The 18,399-nt window shown below is 66.1% G+C and carries 20 protein-coding genes; 12 read left to right on the top strand and 8 right to left on the bottom strand.

The window, feature by feature from the left end; all coding sequences use genetic code 11:
- Nucleotides 1–42: 42 nt before the first annotated feature.
- A complete protein-coding gene (mgtE, locus tag CA833_RS10540; RefSeq protein ID WP_207077995.1) occupies nt 43–1,509 on the bottom strand; it encodes a magnesium transporter in 1,467 nt (488 codons plus the stop codon).
- A gap of 190 nt (nt 1,510–1,699) precedes the next feature.
- Between mgtE and CA833_RS10545 the strand changes: the two genes are divergently transcribed.
- Nucleotides 1,700–2,155 (top strand): peptidylprolyl isomerase, encoded by a 456-nt coding sequence (locus tag CA833_RS10545; protein WP_142635512.1) that lies wholly within the window; start codon nt 1,700–1,702, stop codon nt 2,153–2,155.
- 69 nt (nt 2,156–2,224) lie between these two features.
- Here CA833_RS10545 and CA833_RS10550 read toward each other — a convergent pair whose 3' ends face one another.
- From CA833_RS10550 to ybeY, 4 genes are read right to left on the bottom strand one after another with little or no spacing between them, the layout of a single operon-like run.
- Nucleotides 2,225–2,740 carry a hypothetical protein gene (locus tag CA833_RS10550; RefSeq protein WP_207077996.1) on the bottom strand — a complete coding sequence of 172 codons (516 nt, stop codon included), beginning with the start codon at nt 2,738–2,740 and terminating at the stop codon, nt 2,225–2,227.
- A 17-nt stretch (nt 2,741–2,757) separates the two neighbouring features.
- The gene (locus tag CA833_RS10555) at nt 2,758–3,642 is read right to left on the bottom strand and encodes a LysR substrate-binding domain-containing protein (RefSeq protein WP_142635507.1); all 885 of its coding nucleotides are present in this window, start codon (nt 3,640–3,642) and stop codon (nt 2,758–2,760) included.
- Between the two features lie 56 nt (nt 3,643–3,698).
- Entirely contained in the window at nt 3,699–4,622 is a 924-nt protein-coding gene (locus CA833_RS10560; RefSeq protein ID WP_207077997.1) for a hemolysin family protein, read from the bottom strand.
- 22 nt (nt 4,623–4,644) lie between these two features.
- Nucleotides 4,645–5,136, bottom strand: a complete 492-nt coding sequence (gene ybeY / locus CA833_RS10565) for an rRNA maturation RNase YbeY (protein WP_142635503.1) — start codon at nt 5,134–5,136, stop codon at nt 4,645–4,647.
- A gap of 231 nt (nt 5,137–5,367) precedes the next feature.
- On the opposite strand from ybeY, the gene CA833_RS10570 reads away from it, so the two are divergent.
- On the top strand, nt 5,368–5,667 hold the full coding sequence (locus CA833_RS10570) for a GIY-YIG nuclease family protein (RefSeq protein WP_207080049.1): 300 nt from the start codon (nt 5,368–5,370) through the stop codon (nt 5,665–5,667).
- Nucleotides 5,668–5,818: 151 nt separating this feature from the next.
- On the opposite strand, the gene CA833_RS10575 is transcribed toward CA833_RS10570, so the two are convergent.
- Nucleotides 5,819–6,853 carry a PhoH family protein gene (locus CA833_RS10575; RefSeq protein ID WP_207077998.1) on the bottom strand — a complete coding sequence of 345 codons (1,035 nt, stop codon included), beginning with the start codon at nt 6,851–6,853 and terminating at the stop codon, nt 5,819–5,821.
- 289 nt (nt 6,854–7,142) lie between these two features.
- Between CA833_RS10575 and CA833_RS10580 the strand changes: the two genes are divergently transcribed.
- A complete protein-coding gene (locus CA833_RS10580) occupies nt 7,143–7,634 on the top strand; it encodes an RcnB family protein (RefSeq protein ID WP_142635499.1) in 492 nt (163 codons plus the stop codon).
- 295 nt (nt 7,635–7,929) lie between these two features.
- A complete protein-coding gene (locus CA833_RS10585) occupies nt 7,930–8,505 on the top strand; it encodes a hypothetical protein (RefSeq protein ID WP_207077999.1) in 576 nt (191 codons plus the stop codon).
- Nucleotides 8,506–8,789: 284 nt separating this feature from the next.
- Here CA833_RS10585 and CA833_RS10590 read toward each other — a convergent pair whose 3' ends face one another.
- Nucleotides 8,790–9,479, bottom strand: a complete 690-nt coding sequence (locus tag CA833_RS10590; RefSeq protein WP_207078000.1) for an alpha/beta fold hydrolase — start codon at nt 9,477–9,479, stop codon at nt 8,790–8,792.
- The gene (gene miaB, locus CA833_RS10595; RefSeq protein WP_207078001.1) at nt 9,476–10,810 is read right to left on the bottom strand and encodes a tRNA (N6-isopentenyl adenosine(37)-C2)-methylthiotransferase MiaB; all 1,335 of its coding nucleotides are present in this window, start codon (nt 10,808–10,810) and stop codon (nt 9,476–9,478) included. The genes CA833_RS10590 and miaB overlap by 4 nt, the downstream gene beginning before the upstream one ends.
- A gap of 486 nt (nt 10,811–11,296) precedes the next feature.
- Here miaB and CA833_RS10600 point away from each other — a divergent pair, with 486 nt between their 5' ends.
- The 8 genes from CA833_RS10600 to CA833_RS10635 all read left to right on the top strand — a co-directional run bounded on the left by CA833_RS10600 (nt 11,297) and on the right by CA833_RS10635 (nt 18,387).
- Nucleotides 11,297–12,151: a hypothetical protein gene (locus tag CA833_RS10600; RefSeq protein WP_207078002.1), complete on the top strand. Its 855-nt coding sequence runs from the start codon at nt 11,297–11,299 to the stop codon at nt 12,149–12,151.
- A gap of 283 nt (nt 12,152–12,434) precedes the next feature.
- Nucleotides 12,435–12,698: a helix-turn-helix domain-containing protein gene (locus CA833_RS10605; RefSeq protein ID WP_207078003.1), complete on the top strand. Its 264-nt coding sequence runs from the start codon at nt 12,435–12,437 to the stop codon at nt 12,696–12,698.
- 105 nt (nt 12,699–12,803) lie between these two features.
- Nucleotides 12,804–14,564: an arginine--tRNA ligase gene (argS, locus tag CA833_RS10610; RefSeq protein ID WP_207078004.1), complete on the top strand. Its 1,761-nt coding sequence runs from the start codon at nt 12,804–12,806 to the stop codon at nt 14,562–14,564.
- 3 nt (nt 14,565–14,567) lie between these two features.
- Nucleotides 14,568–15,401, top strand: a complete 834-nt coding sequence (locus tag CA833_RS10615; protein ID WP_142635479.1) for an SPOR domain-containing protein — start codon at nt 14,568–14,570, stop codon at nt 15,399–15,401.
- A gap of 94 nt (nt 15,402–15,495) precedes the next feature.
- Nucleotides 15,496–16,506: a beta-N-acetylhexosaminidase gene (nagZ, locus tag CA833_RS10620; protein ID WP_142635477.1), complete on the top strand. Its 1,011-nt coding sequence runs from the start codon at nt 15,496–15,498 to the stop codon at nt 16,504–16,506.
- 6 nt (nt 16,507–16,512) lie between these two features.
- Nucleotides 16,513–17,373: a ScpA family protein gene (locus CA833_RS10625; protein ID WP_207078005.1), complete on the top strand. Its 861-nt coding sequence runs from the start codon at nt 16,513–16,515 to the stop codon at nt 17,371–17,373.
- 8 nt (nt 17,374–17,381) lie between these two features.
- A complete protein-coding gene (gene scpB, locus CA833_RS10630; protein WP_207080050.1) occupies nt 17,382–17,993 on the top strand; it encodes an SMC-Scp complex subunit ScpB in 612 nt (203 codons plus the stop codon).
- Between the two features lie 148 nt (nt 17,994–18,141).
- On the top strand, nt 18,142–18,387 hold the full coding sequence (locus tag CA833_RS10635) for a twin-arginine translocase TatA/TatE family subunit (protein ID WP_142635471.1): 246 nt from the start codon (nt 18,142–18,144) through the stop codon (nt 18,385–18,387).
- The last annotated feature ends 12 nt before the right edge of the window (nt 18,388–18,399 follow it).

Genomic DNA, 18,399 nt, shown 5'->3' on the forward strand with positions numbered 1-18,399 from the left:
GAAAGGAATACCGCGCGAGGCTGCGCGGAATTCCTTTCCGCCTCACGCGAGGCCAGTCAGCACCGCCAGGCCAAGGAACGAGAAGAAGCCCATCGTGTCGGTCGCGGTCGTCACGAACACGGCGGAGGAGACCGCCGGGTCGATGCGGAAGCGGTCGAGCGTGACGGGCACGAGGATGCCGGCAAGGCCCGCGGTCAGGTTGTTCACCACCATGGCGGTGGCGATCACCGCGCCCAGCAGCGGGTTCTGGAACAGCAGCCAGGTGCCGGTGCCGATCAGCGCGCCGAGCGCGAAGCCGTTGGTCAGCGCGATGCGGATCTCGCGCAGGATCATGCGCACGGTGTTGGAATCGGTCAGCTGGTTGGTGGCGATGGCGCGCACCACCACGGCCAGCGTCTGCGTCCCCGCATTGCCGCCCATGCCCGAGACGATCGGCATCAGCACGGCCAGGATCGCGAACCGGGCGATCGCCCCCTGGAACAGCCCGACCACCGAGGAGGCGATCATCGCCGTGCCGAGGTTCACCACCAGCCAGGCAAGGCGCGTGCGCACGGTGACGAGGATCGGCTCGTTGATGTCGCCGTCGCCGGCACCCGACAGGCGCAGGATGTCCTCGCTCGCCTCTTCCTGGATGATGTGGACGATGTCGTCGACGGTGATCTGCCCGATCAGCCTCCCCGCCTCGTCCACCACCGCGGCGGAGATCAGCGCGTATTTCTGGAAGCGCAGCGCGACTTCTTCCTGGTCCATGTCAGCCGGGATCAGCGTCTGGTCGCGCGCCATCACGTCATAGAGCGGGATGTTGCGCGGGGTGCGCAGGATCCACGAGAGCGCACAGGTGCCGATCGGGCGGTGCATCGGATCGACGATGAACACTTCCCAGAACTCGGTCGGCAATTCGCGGTGTTCGCGCAGGAAATCGATGAGATCGCCCACCGTCATCGTCTCGGGCACCGCGACGAAATCGCGGCTCATCAGACGGCCGGCGGATTCCTCGGGGTAGGACAGCGCCGATTCGATGGCGGCGCGGTCTTCCGGCTCCATCTCGGCGAGGACGGCCTGCTGGTCCTCCTCGTCGAGGTCTTCCAGCATCGCGACGGCGTCGTCGGTGTCGAGCTGCTCGGCGATCTCGGCAACGACGTCGGCGGGCAGCGCCTCGACCAGCGCCTCGCGCACCCAGTCGTTGAGTTCGGCGATCACCTCGACGCTCATCAGGTCGCGGATGGCGCGGGCGAGGCCAAGGCGTTCGCGTTCGTCGAACAGCTCGAAAAGGTCGGCGATGTCGGCGGGGTGGAGCGGCTCGACAAGGTCGTAGACGCGCTCGAAATCGTCCTCGTGCAGCGCGTCCTTGACGCTGCGCACGAAGTCGGACTTCAGGTGGTTGTCCTCGTCGAGGCTTTCGGAATCCTTGGCCGAATCCTTATGGGCTTCCGGTTCGGGCTCGGGCGGCGTGTCCTGCGCATCGGGGGCGCGATCGTGCAGCTCTTCGTCGAGGTCCGTTTGCGTCATCCTCGCCGGTCTACGCGCCAATTTCGCAATTGCAACAGGGGCAAGCGATACGGCGAAAAATGACGTTCAAAACGCTCGGCGCGACGCTGCCCCGACGCCGCCCCGACGAGCCGGGCGTGACTTTGCGGGGATCGGCCTTATATCGGGGGCAAGCCAGTCCCGCCGAAAGCGGGCAAGATGGAGATTATCGATGGCCGACGAATACCTGACCCTTTCCCTCGACACCGGTGACGTGAAGATCAAGCTGCGCCCCGACCTCGCCCCCGGCCACGTCGCGCGCATCAAGGAACTGGTCGGCGAAGGCTTCTACGACGGCATCAAGTTCCACCGCGTGATCCCGGGCTTCATGGCGCAGGGCGGCTGCCCCAACGGCACCGGCATGGGCGGTTCGGACAAGCCGGACCTGCAGGCCGAATTCAACGCCGAACCGCACGTGCGCGGCGTCTGCTCGATGGCCCGCACCAGCTACCCGCACTCGGCCAACAGCCAGTTCTTCATCTGCTTCGACGATGCCCGCTTCCTCGACAAGCAGTACACCGTCTGGGGCCAGGTGGTCGAAGGCATGGAAAACGTCGACGCGCTGCCCAAGGGCGAGCCGCCGCGTGAGCCGGGCAAGATCGTGAAGGCGACCGTTTCGGAAGGCTGAGCCTTTCCGGACGCTTGAAACAGCAAAGGGCGGTTCCGCGAGGGGCCGCCCTTTCTGTTTGGCGCCAGTCTATCGCGTGCAGACCGTTCGCTGCAATGTGTAGCGGGCGAAGGGCTTTTCCGCGCCGTCTTTCGATTGCGCGACGATCTGCCAGCTGAGCTCAGCGCCCTCGATCCGCCAGCGGTTGACGAAGGCATCGGCGCCGTAGTCGTAGGTCATGTCGAAACCATCGGGGCGGGGCGTGCCGTGGCCGGTCGCGGTATAGTCGCCGCCGAAGCTGTCGGCCCAGTAGCCGGTGATGGTATCGGCTTTGGCCCCGCCGAAGGTCAGGTGCGCGGCATAACGGTCGGCAGGATCGGCGAGGGCGGTGCTGTCGGCATCCACCGTGAACAGCGCGCCCAGCGCTACCGGTCTGGCCGCGAGGGTGATCGACACGGCCTTGCCCATGACCTCGCCCTTGCCGGTCCAGCACCCTGCAAGAGCGCCGAGACCGGCGGGAACGGGCGCTGCGCCCGGTTCCGCCGCCGGAGCGGCCGAAGCCATGAAGACTCCGGCGCAGGCGGCGAGAAGCAGGGGCAGGCGCATGGCTTGCAAGGAAAGCCTTAGAGACCGGCCTGCAGCAGCCACTCGTGGAAGATGCGCACCGGGCGGCTTTCCAGCGCCTTGGGCTTGCAGACGAACCAGTAGCGGTAGGGGCTTTCGACGTCGACGTCGAACAGTCGGGCCAGGCGGTTGTCGTGGCTGCGGCGGAAGTGATCGTCGTGCATGATGGCGATGCCGAGACCCTGCGCGGCGGCTTCGAGCACCAGCTGGCCGGAGTCGAACCGGTCGACCGAGGCCGGTTCCAGCTTGCTCATGCCCATCGCCTGCTTCCAGGCGTCGAGGCTGTCGGGCAGGTCCTGGTGGATCAGGAAGGTCTGCTTGGAGAGGATCGCCTCGTCCGGCACGGTGCCGATGTCGGCGGCCATTTCCTTGGAGGTGATGGCGTAGACCTTGTTGTGGTCAAGCTGGATGCGGTAGTAGGCCGGGTCCGGCTCCTTGGCGAGGATGATCGCCGCGTCCAGGGTATCGCCCACGCGCGCTTCCAGATGGGTGCCGGTGTCGATGTCGATGTGCAGGCGCGGGTGCAGCTTGCGCAGTTCCGGCAGGCGCGGGAACAGGCGCTGGCCGCCGAACAGCGAGGGCACGCCGAGGTGCAGACGCAGCACCTGGCCGCGGTCGACCTGCGATTCCACCGCTTCGGCGAGTTCCTCGAGCTTGGGGCCGACGACGTTGTAGAAGGCCATGCCCTCGTCGGTCAGCTTCATCGACTGGTGCTGGCGCGTGAACAGGCGCTTGCCGGTGAAGTCCTCCAGCGCGGCGACGCGGCGCGAGAGGGCGGAAGGGGAAAGCGCAAGTTCGTTGGCCGCCGCCTTGGCAGAGCCAAGACGGACGACGCGGACGAAGGCTTCGAGTGCGCGCAGCGGGGGGAGACGGCGAACTGCCAATGTCCTGGCCTTTTCTTTTTATGGAGTAAGACGTGGCCGGGGGGCTACGCCGGATGCTACTCGGGTTGGTCTTCCGCCTGCTGTGACGGCGGGAGGAGCCGAAGCCTCGTCACGCGGCGTTCGTCGCCGTCGGTGACTTCGATCCGCCAGCCGCTGTCATGCTCGAGAACGGTGCCGACTTCGGGTACGCCGCCGGCCAGCACAAAGGCCAGGCCGCCCAGCGTATCCACCGCTTCCTCGACTTCGGCGAGGCGAGGGTCGATCCGTTCCGCCACATCCTCGAGTTCGACACGGGCGTCGGCGTCCCAGATACCCCCCTCTTGCGAAATTAGCAACTCCTCGGGGGCGTCGTCATGCTCGTCCTCGATGTTGCCGACGATTTCCTCGACGAGGTCCTCGATGGTGATGATCCCGTCGGTGCCGGAATACTCGTCGATGACCACCGCGAGGTGGGTGCGCTGGGCCCGCATGTCGACCAGGACGTCCAGCGCGCCGCGCGATTGCGGCACGTAGAGCGGCTGGCGCAGCAGGGTGCTCCAGTCCTCGGGCGGCTCCTGGCCGCGGGCGAGGATGGGGAACACGTCCTTGATGTGGATCATGCCCTTGATGGCATCGAGCGAGTCGCCATAGACCGGCATGCGGCTGTGGCCATGCTCGGCAAAGGCCTCGACCACGTCGGCCCAGCTGGCGGCGGCGGGAATCGCCACGATCTCGCTGCGCGGCACGGCCACGTCGTCGGCATCGTGCTCGCTGAAATGGAGCAGGTTGCGCAGCATCTGCCGTTCCAGCGGCGAGAGATCGCCACTGGCGGCGCTGGCCTGCTCGGTATCGCCTTCGTGTTCGTTGATGACGCCTTCGATCTGCGCGCGCAGCGACTGATCGACGTCGTTCTGGAAAAGTCGCCGGATGACACGCCAGAGCGTGCCGGTACTATCCCCATCTCCCGAGCCGGTCTCGGTGTGGCGGCCATTGTCGGCCATCGTGCTTGGTTATCCCTGAGGTTTACGTGCGATCCCCATATGGGTCGGGAATGCCGATGAGAGCAAGAGCCTTTGTTTCCAGCGCTTCCATTGCCTCGGCATCGGCGTCGGAAATCTCGTGATCGAGCCCGGCGAGGTGGAGCAGGCCGTGGACGATCAGGTGGCTGGCGTGGTCCTCCACCGCAATGCCCTTTTCCGCCGCCTCGCGCGCGCAGGTCTCGGCCGCGAGCGCCAGATCGCCGAGCATTTCCGGCGGTCCGTCCTCGGCCAGCGCCAGCAGCTCGGCGCGCTCGATCATCGGGAAGGAAAGCACGTTGGTGGGCTTGTCCTTGGCCCGCCATTCGCGGTTGAGCACGTGGACTTCCGCGTCCGAGGTGAACAGCAGGCTGGTGATGAGCCGGGGGTTGCCAAGCTCGGGCGCCACCCGGGTCAGCGCTTCCAGCGCGCGTTCGGCAAGGTCGGCCCAGTCGGTTTCGGCGGGCCAGGGTGCTTCGATGTCGATTTCGAGGTCCATGGGGGCGCTTTACGCCCGGTTGCGCGCGGGGTCGAGCGGGGTTTGGGCGGAATTGAGAAAGGAGGCGGGATCCCCGCCTGCGCGGGGATGACGGGGAGGGGATGGCCGGGATTTAATTGGCAATCGAACGTCTTCAGCCGCAACCCAGCAACACAAAACCCCGTCGCCCCCGCCTTGCGTCCGGCCGACAGGACGAAGGGCGGGGGCGACTTGTTCTTCGGAGCCATCGACATGGAGAAAGGCGGCTGGCTCTACGTGACCAGCGACCGCTATCGCGGCGGCATCTACACCGGCGTGACCGCGCATCTCCAGCGCCGCATCTGGCAACACCGTGCAGGCACCGGCTCCGCCTTCGTGCGCGAATACGGCTTCACGCGGCTGGTCTACGCTGAACGCCACGATGTGATCGAGAATGCCATCCGCCGTGAAAAGGCGGTCAAGAAATGGCGGCGGGAATGGAAAATACGGCTTGTCGAAACGCTGAACCCGGACTGGGAGGGCATGTTCGACCGGCTGGGCGGGGTGCTGTGACGCAAGAAAAGCGGGGCCCCCGCTTTCGCGAGGGCGACGACGTCTTTTTGTGAATTCTCCCGCTTGGAAACAGGAGTGAGGGGCGTTCAGGATAAGATCCGCCTCACAATCCCCCGTCGCCCCCGCGCAGGCGGGGGCCCCGCTTCTTTCTTTACCCAGCCTCGTACTGGCTGAGCGGCCCCTCGTAAGCCTCGACGATCCGTCCGACGATCGGGTGGCGGACCACGTCGGCCACGGTGAAGCGCGTCACGTCGATGCCTTCCACGCCCTCGAGCCGGTTCACCGCGTCGGCGAGGCCCGAATGGCGGTCGCCGCCCGGGATGTCGACCTGCCGGGGGTCGCCGCAGACGACCATGCGGCTGTTCTGGCCGAAGCGGGTGAGGAACATCTTCATCTGCTCGCGCGTGGTGTTCTGCGCCTCGTCGAGGATGACGAACGCGTCGGCCAGCGTGCGGCCGCGCATGAAGGCGATCGGCGCGATCTCGATCTCGCCCGAGGCCAGGCGGCGTTCCACCTGTTCGGGCGGCATGCAGTCATAAAGCGCGTCGTAGAGCGGACGCAGGTAGGGATCGACCTTGTCCTTCATGTCGCCGGGCAGGAAGCCCAGTTTCTCGCCCGCTTCCACGGCGGGGCGCGAGAGGATCAGGCGCTGGACCGAGCCGGTCATCAGCTGCGAGACCGCCTGGGCCACCGCGAGGTAGGTCTTGCCGGTACCCGCCGGGCCGAGCGCGAAGATCACGTCCGAGCGGGCGAGCGCACGCATATATTCGATCTGCGTGGCCGAACGCGGCACGATTGTCTTGCGGCGGGTGCGGATCATGATCGGCGGGGCGCCGGCATCGCCGCTGATGATGCCTTCCAGCGTGGGTTCCGAAGACATCGCGATCAGCGATTCGATAGCGCCCGAGTCGAGGTCCTGTCCCATTTCCAACCGGTGATACATGCCTTTGAGAGTGTCGCGCGCGCGGGCGACGGCGTCTTCCGGACCCTCGATCTGGATCCTGTTGCCGCGCGCGGAAATGTAGACGCCGAGCCGGTTTTCGACCTGTACGAGATTGGCATCGAACTGGCCGAACACGGCTCCCAGCAGCGTCTGTTCGTCGAACTCGACTTCGGTACGCGCCCTGCGATGGGTTTCGGGGCGGAACTGCGCCGGATCACCGGCGCGGGCTGCTTTGCGGGCCATGCGCTCCTTTCGGGTGAGGATGCTTTTTCGTTCTGTCTCGAAGATGGCTCGCCGCACCGCGTCGCGCAAGGCGGGGCTATGCGAAAATTGCCGTGAACGCGGTGGATAATCCGGTGTTTCGGCGCGGATTCAGCACTTTGTCGCAGGGGCGCGACAGACATTTCAAGTTCCTGAAGGGTTTATTGCAACCGCGTTCAGCCAGGCGGGTTCAAACATGAACTCACCGGAACACACCGGACAAGATTGCCGGGGGTCGCCCAAGCGGTGAGCCTGAATAAGGAGAAACATAATGCGCAAGATCATCATGGCCGCACTGGCTGCAAGCGTTGCCGTTCCGACTCTGGTCGTGCCGACGATGGCATCGGCCCAGAGCGCCCGCGAAGTGCGCGAAAGCGCCCGCGACGTTCGCCACGACGAGCGCAACTTGCGCGATGCGCAGCGCTATGGCGACCGCCGCGACGTTCGCCAGGCGCGCCGCGACCTCAACGATTCGCGCCGTGAACTGCACGAGGACTGGCGTGACTATCGCCGTGCGCACCGCAACGACTATCGCCGCCCGGCCTATCAGGGCCCGCGCGGTTATCACTATCGCCCGGTCGCCGTGGGCTATCGTTTCCAGCCCGCCTACTACGGCAACCGCTACTGGGTGAACGACTATGCCCGCTACCGCCTGCCCGCGCCGCGCGCCGGCCACCGCTGGGTCCGCTACGGCAACGACGTGGTCATGGTGAACATGCGCAGCGGCCGTGCCGTCACCGTCTATAATGGATTTTTCTGGTAAGCCGACCGGGGACGCGATCGACGCCCGGCGGGTCGCAGGGGCTCCGGTGCTTCATGCACCGGGGCCCTTTTCCGTTGAGGAGCTTGTTTGCGAAAATGCCCGTGGGGCATTTTCGGTACGGCACCAGCCCTCTCCCCCACCCGACCTCCCAACAGGATACACTCGTGGGAGGTCGGGTGGGGGGAGAGGGCTGGTGCCGCAAAATTCGCGTGCCGCGAATTTTTCAAACGGACGTGCAGAACATGCGGCGGGCCGAGCTTGCGGGAGGGGCGGGCATGCGGCTAGCCTGCTGCCCATGAACCGGATCGCTCTAGCCGCTACGGCGACGCTCGCCCTCACGCTTTCGCTTGCCGCCTGCAAGAAGGACGCCGCTCCGCCGCCGGACGCGGTCGCCACCTCGGCCGAGACCGAAGCGGCCACCGAGGCACCCGCGCCGCAGACGGCGGAGGAGTGGATCAAGGCCAATTACCAGGACGCCGTCACCAGCGACCTCGGCAAGCTGCAATATGCGACCGCCGAGGCCGATCTCGACGGCGATGGCACGCCCGAAGTGCTCGCCTATCTTGGCGGCCCGATGTTTTGCGGCACCGGCGGCTGCAACCTCGTGGTCCTGAAGCGAGACGGCGACGGTTTCCGCAAGATGGGCGAGACCAGCGTGGTGCAATTGCCGGTGGGCGTGCTGGCGACCCGGACCCGCGGCTGGCGCGACATCGGCGTGGCGGTTTCCGGCGGCGGCATGGCCGAAGGCATCGCGCGCCTTCGCTTCAACGGCAAGGCCTACCCGCAAAACGCCAGCGACGAAGTCAGCGCCGAGACGGCCTCGGTCGGCAAGACACTGATTACGGACGAAGCCCTGAAGCCGCTTGATTAGGCCGTAAACGCATAAACGACACCATCGAGGTTTGCGGCAAAATGGCTCAGCGGCAGGAGGGAAGGCGCTGGAATATGTCGATATTTCAAGACTTCCCGACGCAGCGCTGGGCCATTTTTGGCAAGCGAAACTCACCGTAAGGTAAACCCCGAAGGGGGCGCCCAAATGGCTTCCATCTCGAACCGAAGCGGCCTTGGACGGGCAACCAGCCCGCCCGGCGGCAACTTCGGCCCGAGCTGTTCGCCATTTGGGCGCCTTGATGGTGCCGTTTATGCGTTTACGGCCTAAAGCGCCAGCCAGCGCCGGAAGGCGGCATTGACCGCGTCGGGCTGTTCCATCGGCGCCATGTGGCCGGCCTGCGGGATGATCTCGTAAGTCGCGGCGGGCAGCGCCTGCGCCATTTCCTCGGCCAGGTAGGGCGGGGTGAGGGCGTCCATGTCGCCCACCATGACCATGGCCGGCACCGTGACCGTGGCCAGCGTCTCCAGCGAATCCGCGCGCTCGATGATCGCCGCCTGCTGGTCCATGTAGGTGCCGAAGCCGACCCGCAGGGCCATCTCGACGACCTCCTCGAACAGCGGCTCGGGGCAGTCGGGCGCGACCAGCTGGCGCAGCGATCCGCGCAGGACCGCCTCGAACCCGCGCGCGCGGGCGGTGGCGATGGCGGCACGGCGCAGCGCGGCCTGATCCTCGCTGTCGGCACGGGCATTGGTGTCGACCAGCGCGAGGCGGGTGACCCGCTCCGGCGCGCGGCGCCAGATCTCCATCGCGACATAGCCGCCCATCGAGAACCCGGCGATTCCGAAGCGGTCCGGCGCCGCATCGAGCACGCGGCTGGCCATCAGCGCGATCGAATCGTCCTTCAGCGTATCGCCGATGGAGACATCCGCGATGTCCGCCAGGGCGGCGATCTGCGCCTGCCAGACATGGCGGTCGCACGACAGGCCGGGGACGAGCACCAGCGCCTGTTTCATGCGGGCACGGGGCCCAGCAGCCTTGCGGAGACGGCGTTGTACCCGCCTTCGGTCAGTTCCACCGTGACCATGTCGCCGATCGCGACATCGCCGTCGAAATAGACCGACTGCAACCACGGCGACTTGCCGAGCCATTGCCCCGGCAGCTTGCCCCGGCGCTCCACCAGAACCTGGCAGGTCTTGCCGACCGAGGCCTTGTTGAAGGCGGTCTGGTCGCGGCCCAGCGCGGCCTGGAGGCGCATGATGCGCTCGGTCATCACTTCGGCGGGAACCTGGCCGTCCATCGTCGCGGCGGGGGTGCCGGGGCGCGGGCTGTACTTGAAGCTGAAGCACTGCGCGTAGCGAACCGTGTCGACAAGCGCGAGGGTATCCTCGAACTCGGCATCGCTCTCGCCGGGGAAGCCGACGATAAAGTCGCCCGAAAGCGCGATGTCGGGGCGCGCCGCGCGCACCTTTTCCAGCACCTTCAGATAGCTTTCCGCGGTGTGGCTGCGGTTCATCGCCTTCAGCACGCGGTCATTGCCCGCCTGCACCGGCAGGTGGAGGAAGGGCATCAGCTTGTCCACTTCGCCGTGGGCCGCGATCAGCCCTTCGGTGAAGTCGTTGGGGTGGCTGGTGGTATAGCGGATGCGGGCAAGGTCGGGGATCTCGGCGAGTTCGCGGATCAGCCCGTCGAGGCCGATCGTGCGGCCCTTGGCATCCTCGCCGGTCCAGGCGTTGACGTTCTGGCCCAGCAGCGAGATCTCGCGCGCGCCGGCATCGACCAGCCGCTTCGCCTCGTCGACGAGGTCGGCATGGGGGCGCGAAACCTCGGCGCCGCGCGTATAGGGCACCACGCAATAGGTGCAGAACTTGTCGCAGCCTTCCTGCACGGTGAGGAAGGCGGCCGGGCCTGAGCGCTTGCGTTTCGGCAGGGCGCCGAACTTGGTTTGCGCGGGCATGTCGGTATCGGTGACGCGCTTGCCGCCGGTCGCCTCGCGGATCATCTCGGGCAGGCGGTGATAGGCCTGCGGGCCGACCACCATCTGCACGGCGGGCGCGCGCTTCATGATCTCGTCGCCTTCGGCCTGCGCCACGCAGCCGGCCACCGCGATCAGCGGCGATGAGCCATCCACGCGGCGCAGGCGGCCGATGTCCGAATAGACCTTTTCGGCGGCCTTTTCGCGGATGTGGCAGGTGTTGAGCACGACCAGATCGGCCTCTTCGCCGTCCGGCGCGGCGGTGATGCCCTGCTCGGCCAGCAGTTCGGCCATGCGCTCGCCGTCGTAGACGTTCATCTGGCAGCCGAAGCTCTTGACCCGGTAGGTCTGGGGAATCTGGGTAGGGCGCATGAGCGGCCCGATACACGCGTTCCGGGCGGTTTTGAAGGGGGCGCCCACCCTGGGTGCGCGGGGCGGGGAGCGGTTCGGCCGGTGACACGCCGTGACCGCGTTCAGGCGGAGGCTGTCAAAGCATGGAGAGGCGAGGTGCCCGGCCTCAAGGGCTTCGACAGGCTCTGCCTGAGCGGGTGGAGAGGGTAAGGGCCGGGAGGAGACCGTCCGGATCGGAGCCGGGGTGCGGGGATAGCCGACCAACTCTAGTCGTTGCTCGAGTTGCGCCAAAGCGACTGCTTTTGCCGAAACCCACCATTCGCTTGGCGCGAAGTCGTCATGCAGAAATGCGCCCAACGTCGGCGATTTGCGATACTCGCGCTGTGGTCCAAATGCTGCCATCTCTGCAAGTTCGGCAGCATGATAACTATAAGTCCGTATCTCAGGCATACGCTTCGTTTCAACCAGGCCTTGGCACGTAACCCATGAGTGTCCATAGTTTCCCCAATGAATGATATTGAGCGCGAAGCAATTGTTCTCGCATCGGCATGGACCATGATCGATGACATGGTTAATTGGGCGATGTTCTGCAAAACCGAGAACACCAAACCAGCCAACCTCATGTTCGAAACGAGCTACCATGCCCGTCTCTTTGTCATTTTGCTTGGGGATTTCCTTTCCCAAGTCGGCTCATATAATCGCGAGCCTATCCCATTGGGCTTATCGCCAGTTCCTAGCGGTGTTGTCCCATCGGATAAGACCTTCCTATTTCATCTCCGTAAGGTGTGTCACAAGCCAATGCTCGGCAGCGATACGAAGCCGCTCGCCGAAGCTGTCGAGGCATTTGCGGATTGGCTCGAAGGGGAGTTCATAACGGAAGGCGTCAATCTCAACACCATCGATATTATCGCCGACATTCGCATTGAACGTATACAATATCTGAAAATGTGCGGTGACATCGCGAAGCATAGCCTGGGCCGGTTAGAGGCGAATGCGAAAAAACTGCGCAGGCTACTGGCAAAGGCGAGGCATGAGGTCAGTGAGGCGGAAAGCTATCTCGCTTTGGGCGCGTTTTTTGAATGGTTCTTCGATGACATTTTTATCCAGCACTCCGGTCGCATTGCTGAGTTTCTGAATAATATTCGTTGGGCCATTTACGAATATCTGCAACCGGAGTTCGCTCGCTCGTATTATATTGACGAACGGGCAACGCCGACATTTCCTATATATGGCTATCACGTTCCCGAAGCCATCACAGAGCCTTTGGCGGTCGCGATGTATTGGGAGGTTATGAACCAGTCCCGAACACAACCATATTTTCACAGGTTCAAAATACCCGACTGGGCAACGTCGCGATTTTGAAGCTACGCAACGTTAGTATTAGCGTTCGCGTCCACTGAATGCCGACTTTTCGCAAGTGCTGACGTCCGGCACGACTTTATAGAAGTGCAGAAAAGTTCCAGGCCACGCCATAGCTATAGGTCCGCTGCCTGGCGCTGGAAAGCCGGAGCCGAACGGCAAAGGTGGGCGCAAAGCGGGCACTTAGCCCACGCCCGGCTGCCAGCCGTGACCGGGGCGAGGGGCCGCTGCGCCCGGTGGCCAAACCGTTTTCCTACACCGGGCCGGCCGCGTTACCTTGCGCGGCATGACCCAGCCTCGCACCCGCCGCGCCAATTCCGACTATCGCTGGACCCGGGCCAAGGCGCTCGCCTTCCTGCATGCGCTCGCACGAGGCCGCTCGGTCGCGGCGGCGGCGCGGGAGGTGGGGATGAGCCGGCAGTCGGCCTATCGCCTGCGCGCGCGGCTGGGTGAGGGTTTTGCCGAGGTCTGGGACGAGGCGCTGCAGCTTGCCCGGCGCTGCAAGGTGACACCCGGCGGCCCGCAAGGTGACGGCAGGGGTACAAGGTGACGGTTTTTTCCCTGGACCGTGTCAACCGTGTCAACCGGCCCTTGCGGCAAGTGTCACCTTGCAGGCTGTTTCCCTTTTGCTGCACATCGGCTATCCGCGCGCGTCATGAGCAATAACCAGACCCTTTACGCCGCCTTCGCAGGCCACCTCAACGCCGCGCTCGATGCGCTCGAAGCAGCCGGCACGCTGCCCGGCGGCTTGAAGCGAAGCGCGATCACGGTCGAGCCGCCGCGCGATGCCTCGCACGGCGACCTCTCGACCAATGCGGCGATGGTGCTCTCCAAGCCCGCCGGCATGAAGCCGCGCGACCTCGCCGAGGCGCTGGTGGCGGAATTGTCCAAGCTCGACGCGGTGACCTCGGCGGAGATCGCCGGGCCGGGCTTCATCAACTTGCGCCTCTCGCCCGCCGCCTGGCTGGCCGAACTGCGCGCCATCGCGGCGCTGGGCGCGGACTATGGCCGCTCGGCCGTGGGCGGCGGCACGACCGTGAACATCGAATATGTCTCGGCCAACCCGACCGGCCCGATGCACATGGGCCACTGCCGCGGCGCGGTCGTCGGCGATGCGCTGGCGACGCTGCTCGAATATGCGGGCCACAAGGTCATCAAGGAATACTACGTCAACGACGCCGGTGCGCAGGTGCAGGTGCTCGCCCGCTCGGCCCACGTGCGGTACCGCGAGGCGCTCGGCGAAGACGTCGGCGCGATCCCCGAGGGTCTGTACCCGGGCGATTATCTGGTGCCGGTGGGCCAGCAGCTCGCTGCCGAATTCGGCGACAAGTACGCCAAGGCTCCCGAATCGGAATGGCTGACGCTGTTCCGCGAAAAGGCCGTCGCCGCGATGCTGGTGATGATCAAGCAGGACCTCGGCCTGCTCGGCATCCATCACGACCTGTTCTCCTCGGAAGCCGAGCTTCAGGCTTCGGGCAAGCCCGACGAGGCCGAAGCCTGGCTGCGCGCGAAGGGCCTCGTCTATGACGGCGTGCTCGAGGCGCCCAAGGGCAAGACGCCCGAGGACTGGGAGCCGGTGGAGCTGCCGCTGTTCAAGTCGACCGCGTTCGGCGACGATCAGGACCGCCCGATCAAGAAGTCGGACGGCACCTGGACCTATTTCGGCGCCGACCTCGCCTACCACTTCCAGAAGGCCCAGAGCGCCGACGCGCTGGTGGACATCTGGGGCGCGGACCACGCGGGCACCGTCAAGCGCATCAAGGCCGCCGTGGCCGCCATGACCGGTAAAGATGGGGCCGGTGCCGATGGTGAGCCGACGCCGTTCGAGATCAAGCTGGTCCAGATGGTCCAGCTGCTGCGCGACGGCGAGCCGGTGAAGATGTCCAAGCGTTCGGGCAACTTCGTGACGCTCGCCGAAGTCGTCACCGAAGTGGGCAAGGACGTGGTGCGCTTCACCATGCTGACCCGCAAGCCGGAAGCGCAGATGGACTTCGACTTCGCCAAGGTGGTCGAAGCCTCGAAGGACAACCCGGTGTTCTACGTGCAGTACGCCAATGCCCGCGTCCACTCGACGCTGCGCAAGGCCGCCGGCGAAGGTTTCGCGCCGGGCGGCGATCACCTGGAAACGCTGGGCGAGGAAGAGCTGGAACTGGTCAAGCTCGCCGCGCAGTTCCCCCGCATCGTCGAGGCGGCTGCGGCCGCGCGCGAACCGCACCGCATCGCCTTCTTCCTCGGCGACATGGCGGCTGCCTTCCATGGTTACTGGAACCTCGGCAACGACCGCGTGGAAAAGCGGTTTATTAACGCCGAAGATGGTAACCTCACTTCCGCGCGGCTTTTCCTGGCCACGCAGATCGGGCAGATTATCCGCAACGGGCTGGCACTGCTCGGGGTCGAAGCGGTGGAGGAAATGTAATCGATGGCGAGCTGGGGGCCGATTGACGGCGACGAGCGGGGCGAATCGTCGCACATGAACGCGTTTGGCGGCGAGGATGCGGGCGAAGCCTCGTCGGGTTTCGACAAGTCCGCGCAGCTTGCGCTGGGCGACGATGACGTGCGCCTGCCCTGGCTCGAAGGCGAGGACGAGGACTTCGAACCGCAGCGCGGCGGTGCCAGCGGGCAGACCGCGCTGCTGGTGCTGCTGGCGCTGGTGGCGATCGGCGTGCTGGTCGGCGGCGTGTTCTGGTTTACCCGTCACAAGGAGGACCAGCCGCTGGTTGCCGACGGCGGCCTGATCCAGGCGCCGAAGGAGCCCTACAAGACCCGTCCGGACAATCCCGGCGGCGAAGTGGTCTCCGGCACCGGCGATACCAGCTTCGCGGTGGCCGAAGGGCAGAGCCGCACGCCGCAGATCGGCCAGGGCCCTGTGGGTCAGGACAGGCCGGTCGCCCCGGCGCCGGGCTTCGATTCGGCCGCCAAGGCGCCTGCACCTGCGGACAAGCCGTCGGACAAGCCTGCGGTCAGGCCGGGCGCGGCGGCCGGTGCCGCTCCGGCCGCCAAGCCGGAACCGGTGGTCACCGGCGTCGGCGTGCAGGTCGGCGCCTATGCCAACAAGGCGGCGGCGGAAGCCGGATGGGCGACGCTCAAGGTCCAGTATCCCGGGCTTTCGGGCGTCAATCACCGGGTGGTCGAAGGGCAGGCCGACATCGGCAAGGTCTTCCGCCTGCAGGCCGTGCCGGGCGATCTGGCGGCGGCAAGGGCGCTGTGCTCGGGCATGAAATCGGCCGGGCTCGGGTGCCAGGTCAAGCAGTGAGGGAAGTGCGAAAGGGCGGCCGCAAGGTCGCCCTTTCCACATCTGCGATCGGCCTTTCCTTGCGGTCGGGCCGGAACTTTGCAAGCAATCCGGCATGACACCTGCGATCTTCGGCCTCTCCGGACTGACCCTCAGCGACGACGAGCGCGCCTTCTTCCGCGATGCGGACCCTGCCGGCTACATCCTGTTCGGCCGCAATATCGAGAGCCGCGACCAGGTCCGTGCGCTCACCGATGACTTGCGCACGATCCACGGGCGTGACCGGCTGCTGATCAGCATCGACCAGGAAGGCGGCCGTGTCGCCCGCATGAAGCCGCCGGTATGGCCGGCCTATCCGCCCGGCGAAGCGTTCGACCGGCTTTACGACCTCGCCCCCGCCAGCGCCATCGAGGCCGCGCGCGACAATGCCGAGGCGCTCGGGCTGGACCTTGCCGAAGTCGGCATCAGCGTCGATTGCCACCCCTCGCTCGACGTGCGCCAGAAGGGCGCCCACGATGTGGTGGGGGACCGCTCCTTCGGGTTCGAGCCGATGCGTGTCGCCGCTCTCGGCCGCGCGACCCTGCAGGGGCTCGCCCGCGCCGGGGTGGTCGGCTGCATCAAGCACATTCCCGGCCATGGCCGCGCGATGGCCGACAGCCACAAGGAACTGCCCACCGTGACGGCCAGCGCCGAGGAGCTGGAGCTCGACATCGAGCCGTTCCGCACGCTGAACCAGACGCCCGTCGGCATGACCGCGCATGTCCGCTACACCGCTTGGGATGCCGAAAATCCCGGCACGCTTTCGCCTTTCGTGATCGGTGAAGTGATCCGCCGGAAGATCGGCTTCACGGGCCTCCTGATGAGTGACGATCTCGACATGCAGGCGCTGTCCGGCTCGGTGCCCGAGCTTGCCGCCCGCGCCATCGCGGCGGGCTGCGACATCGTGCTCAACTGCTGGGCGAAGATGGACGACATGATCGGCATCGCCAGGCTTGCCCCGGCGCTCAGCGAAGAGGGCGCGGCACGGCTTGCGCGGGCGCTGGCCTCGGTAGAGGGCGTCGAGGGTACCGGCAGCCACGGCGACCTGATCGCCCGGCGCGACGCGTTGCTGGCGCTGGCGGCCTGATTCGCGGTGGAAGGTCCACCCGATCTTCCCGCACCGCCCGGCGGCGATGCCGGCTGGGACGGCGGGGAACGCACCGAGGCGCGCACCGAGGCGCGCACCGAGGCTAGCACCGAGGCGCGCACCGAGGCGGGCAGGGACACGCTCCATCTCGAAATCGACGGCTGGGAAGGCCCGCTCGACCTGCTGCTCGACCTGGCGCGGCGGCAGAAGGTGGACTTGCGCCGCATCTCGATCCTGGAACTGGTCGATGCCTACCTGACCTATGTCGAGGAAGCCGAGGCGCTGCGGCTGGAACTGGCGGCGGACTATCTGGTGATGGCGGCCTGGCTCGCCTACCTCAAGTCGGCGCTGCTGCTGCCCAGGGAAGAGCAGCCCGATCCGAGCCCCGAGGAACTGGCGATGCGCCTGCAGCTGCGCCTCCAGCGCCTGGGGGCGATGCGCGAGGCGGCGGCGCGGCTGATGGCGCGCGACCGGCTGGGCCGCGACGTGTTCCTGCGCGGTGCGCCCGAAGGCCTCAGGGTTGAGCGCAAGGCCTTGTGGCAATGCTCGTGGTACGATCTGGTGCGTTCCTATGGCGACGTGAAGGTGCGGGGCCAGCCGGTCGTGCACATGGTCCGCGAACGCATGGTGATGACGCTCGACAGTGCGATCGCCCGCGTATCCTCGATGCTGGGCATCACGCTCGAATGGATGGAACTGCGCGATTTCCTGCCGCCTGCGCATGACGCCTGGACCAACGAGCAATTGCGGCGCTCGGCGCTTGCCTCCAGCTTTGTCGCCGCGCTGGAACTGGCGCGCACGGGCAAGGTGGAACTGGTGCAGGAGTACACCTTCGGCCCCTTGCGGCTCAAGGCGCTGAGAGCATGAGCCAGGACATGAGGCCGGCAATCGACGATCTGGTCCGTGCGGTGGAGGCCACGCTGTTCGCGGCCGAGCAGCCGCTCACGGCGGAGCAGATCTCCACCCACCTCGGCAAGGCCGATGTGCGCGCCGCGCTGGAGGAACTCCAGGGCCACTACGAGGGACGCGGCATCCGCCTCGTCGAGCGCGGCAAGCGCTGGCATTTCGAGACCGCGCCCGACCTTGCCCACCTGCTGCGGCGGGAAAAGGAGGAAGCCCGCCGCTTGTCGCGTGCGGCGACCGAGGTCCTGGCGATCGTTGCCTATCACGAACCCGTCAGCCGTGCCGAGATTGAGGCGATCCGCGGCGTGCAGACCGCCAAGGGCACGCTCGACGTGCTGATGGAAGCAGGCTGGGTACGTGTGGTCGGCCGCCGCGAGGTGCCGGGGCGCCCGGTGATCTATGCGACGACGAGCGAATTCCTCGCGCACTTCGGCCTTGCCTCCTTGAAGGAGCTGCCCGGGGTGGATGAACTGCGTGCGGCTGGCTTGCTCGATCCCGTCGATGACGAGATGATCGGCGAAGCCCTGCGGCCGCAGCCCGTCGAAACGTCCGACGAGCCGCCGGACGCCGAGTACGACGAATAGACGACCGCCGCGGGTCAGGACGATGACAGGCTTTCAAACACGGGTGAAAGTCCCTAGATGAGACCTGTAGGGTCGGAATCGGCCAGCGGTAAGAGTCCCCTCTCGGGACCTGCGCCGAAAACGGCCAACAGTTTTTGGAGTTGAGGTTATGGGTAGCTTCTCGATCTGGCACTGGATGATCGTGCTGGTCATCGTGCTCGTGCTGTTCGGTCGCGGTCGCGTGTCCGAAATCATGGGTGACTTCGGCAAGGGCATCAAGAGCTTCAAGGAAGGCATGAACGAGGACGAGGCCAAGAAGGCTGCGACTCCGCCTGCTCCCGCCCCGCAGATCACCGCTGGTCAGGACGCTCCGGCGGCCACGACGACCACCGAGAACAAGTCCGAACAGGCCTGAGCGCGCGAAGGT

This window comes from Novosphingobium sp. KA1, assembly GCF_017309955.1.
Taxonomy (GTDB): Bacteria; Pseudomonadota; Alphaproteobacteria; order Sphingomonadales; family Sphingomonadaceae; genus Novosphingobium.

What these genes read in the sequence shown, in the direction of transcription:
- mgtE (WP_207077995.1), bottom strand. Translation starts at nt 1,509, where the DNA reads ATGACGCAAACGGACCTCGACGAAGAGCTGCACGATCGCGCCCCCGAT.
- CA833_RS10545 (WP_142635512.1), top strand. Translation starts at nt 1,700, where the DNA reads ATGGCCGACGAATACCTGACCCTTTCCCTCGACACCGGTGACGTGAAG.
- CA833_RS10550 (WP_207077996.1), bottom strand. Translation starts at nt 2,740, where the DNA reads ATGCGCCTGCCCCTGCTTCTCGCCGCCTGCGCCGGAGTCTTCATGGCT.
- CA833_RS10560 (WP_207077997.1), bottom strand. Translation starts at nt 4,622, where the DNA reads ATGGCCGACAATGGCCGCCACACCGAGACCGGCTCGGGAGATGGGGAT.
- ybeY (WP_142635503.1), bottom strand. Translation starts at nt 5,136, where the DNA reads ATGGACCTCGAAATCGACATCGAAGCACCCTGGCCCGCCGAAACCGAC.
- CA833_RS10570 (WP_207080049.1), top strand. Translation starts at nt 5,368, where the DNA reads ATGGAGAAAGGCGGCTGGCTCTACGTGACCAGCGACCGCTATCGCGGC.
- CA833_RS10575 (WP_207077998.1), bottom strand. Translation starts at nt 6,853, where the DNA reads ATGGCCCGCAAAGCAGCCCGCGCCGGTGATCCGGCGCAGTTCCGCCCC.
- CA833_RS10580 (WP_142635499.1), top strand. Translation starts at nt 7,143, where the DNA reads ATGCGCAAGATCATCATGGCCGCACTGGCTGCAAGCGTTGCCGTTCCG.
- CA833_RS10585 (WP_207077999.1), top strand. Translation starts at nt 7,930, where the DNA reads ATGAACCGGATCGCTCTAGCCGCTACGGCGACGCTCGCCCTCACGCTT.
- CA833_RS10590 (WP_207078000.1), bottom strand. Translation starts at nt 9,479, where the DNA reads ATGAAACAGGCGCTGGTGCTCGTCCCCGGCCTGTCGTGCGACCGCCAT.
- miaB (WP_207078001.1), bottom strand. Translation starts at nt 10,810, where the DNA reads ATGCGCCCTACCCAGATTCCCCAGACCTACCGGGTCAAGAGCTTCGGC.
- CA833_RS10600 (WP_207078002.1), top strand. Translation starts at nt 11,297, where the DNA reads ATGAATGATATTGAGCGCGAAGCAATTGTTCTCGCATCGGCATGGACC.
- CA833_RS10605 (WP_207078003.1), top strand. Translation starts at nt 12,435, where the DNA reads ATGACCCAGCCTCGCACCCGCCGCGCCAATTCCGACTATCGCTGGACC.
- argS (WP_207078004.1), top strand. Translation starts at nt 12,804, where the DNA reads ATGAGCAATAACCAGACCCTTTACGCCGCCTTCGCAGGCCACCTCAAC.
- CA833_RS10615 (WP_142635479.1), top strand. Translation starts at nt 14,568, where the DNA reads ATGGCGAGCTGGGGGCCGATTGACGGCGACGAGCGGGGCGAATCGTCG.
- nagZ (WP_142635477.1), top strand. Translation starts at nt 15,496, where the DNA reads ATGACACCTGCGATCTTCGGCCTCTCCGGACTGACCCTCAGCGACGAC.
- scpB (WP_207080050.1), top strand. Translation starts at nt 17,382, where the DNA reads ATGAGGCCGGCAATCGACGATCTGGTCCGTGCGGTGGAGGCCACGCTG.
- CA833_RS10635 (WP_142635471.1), top strand. Translation starts at nt 18,142, where the DNA reads ATGGGTAGCTTCTCGATCTGGCACTGGATGATCGTGCTGGTCATCGTG.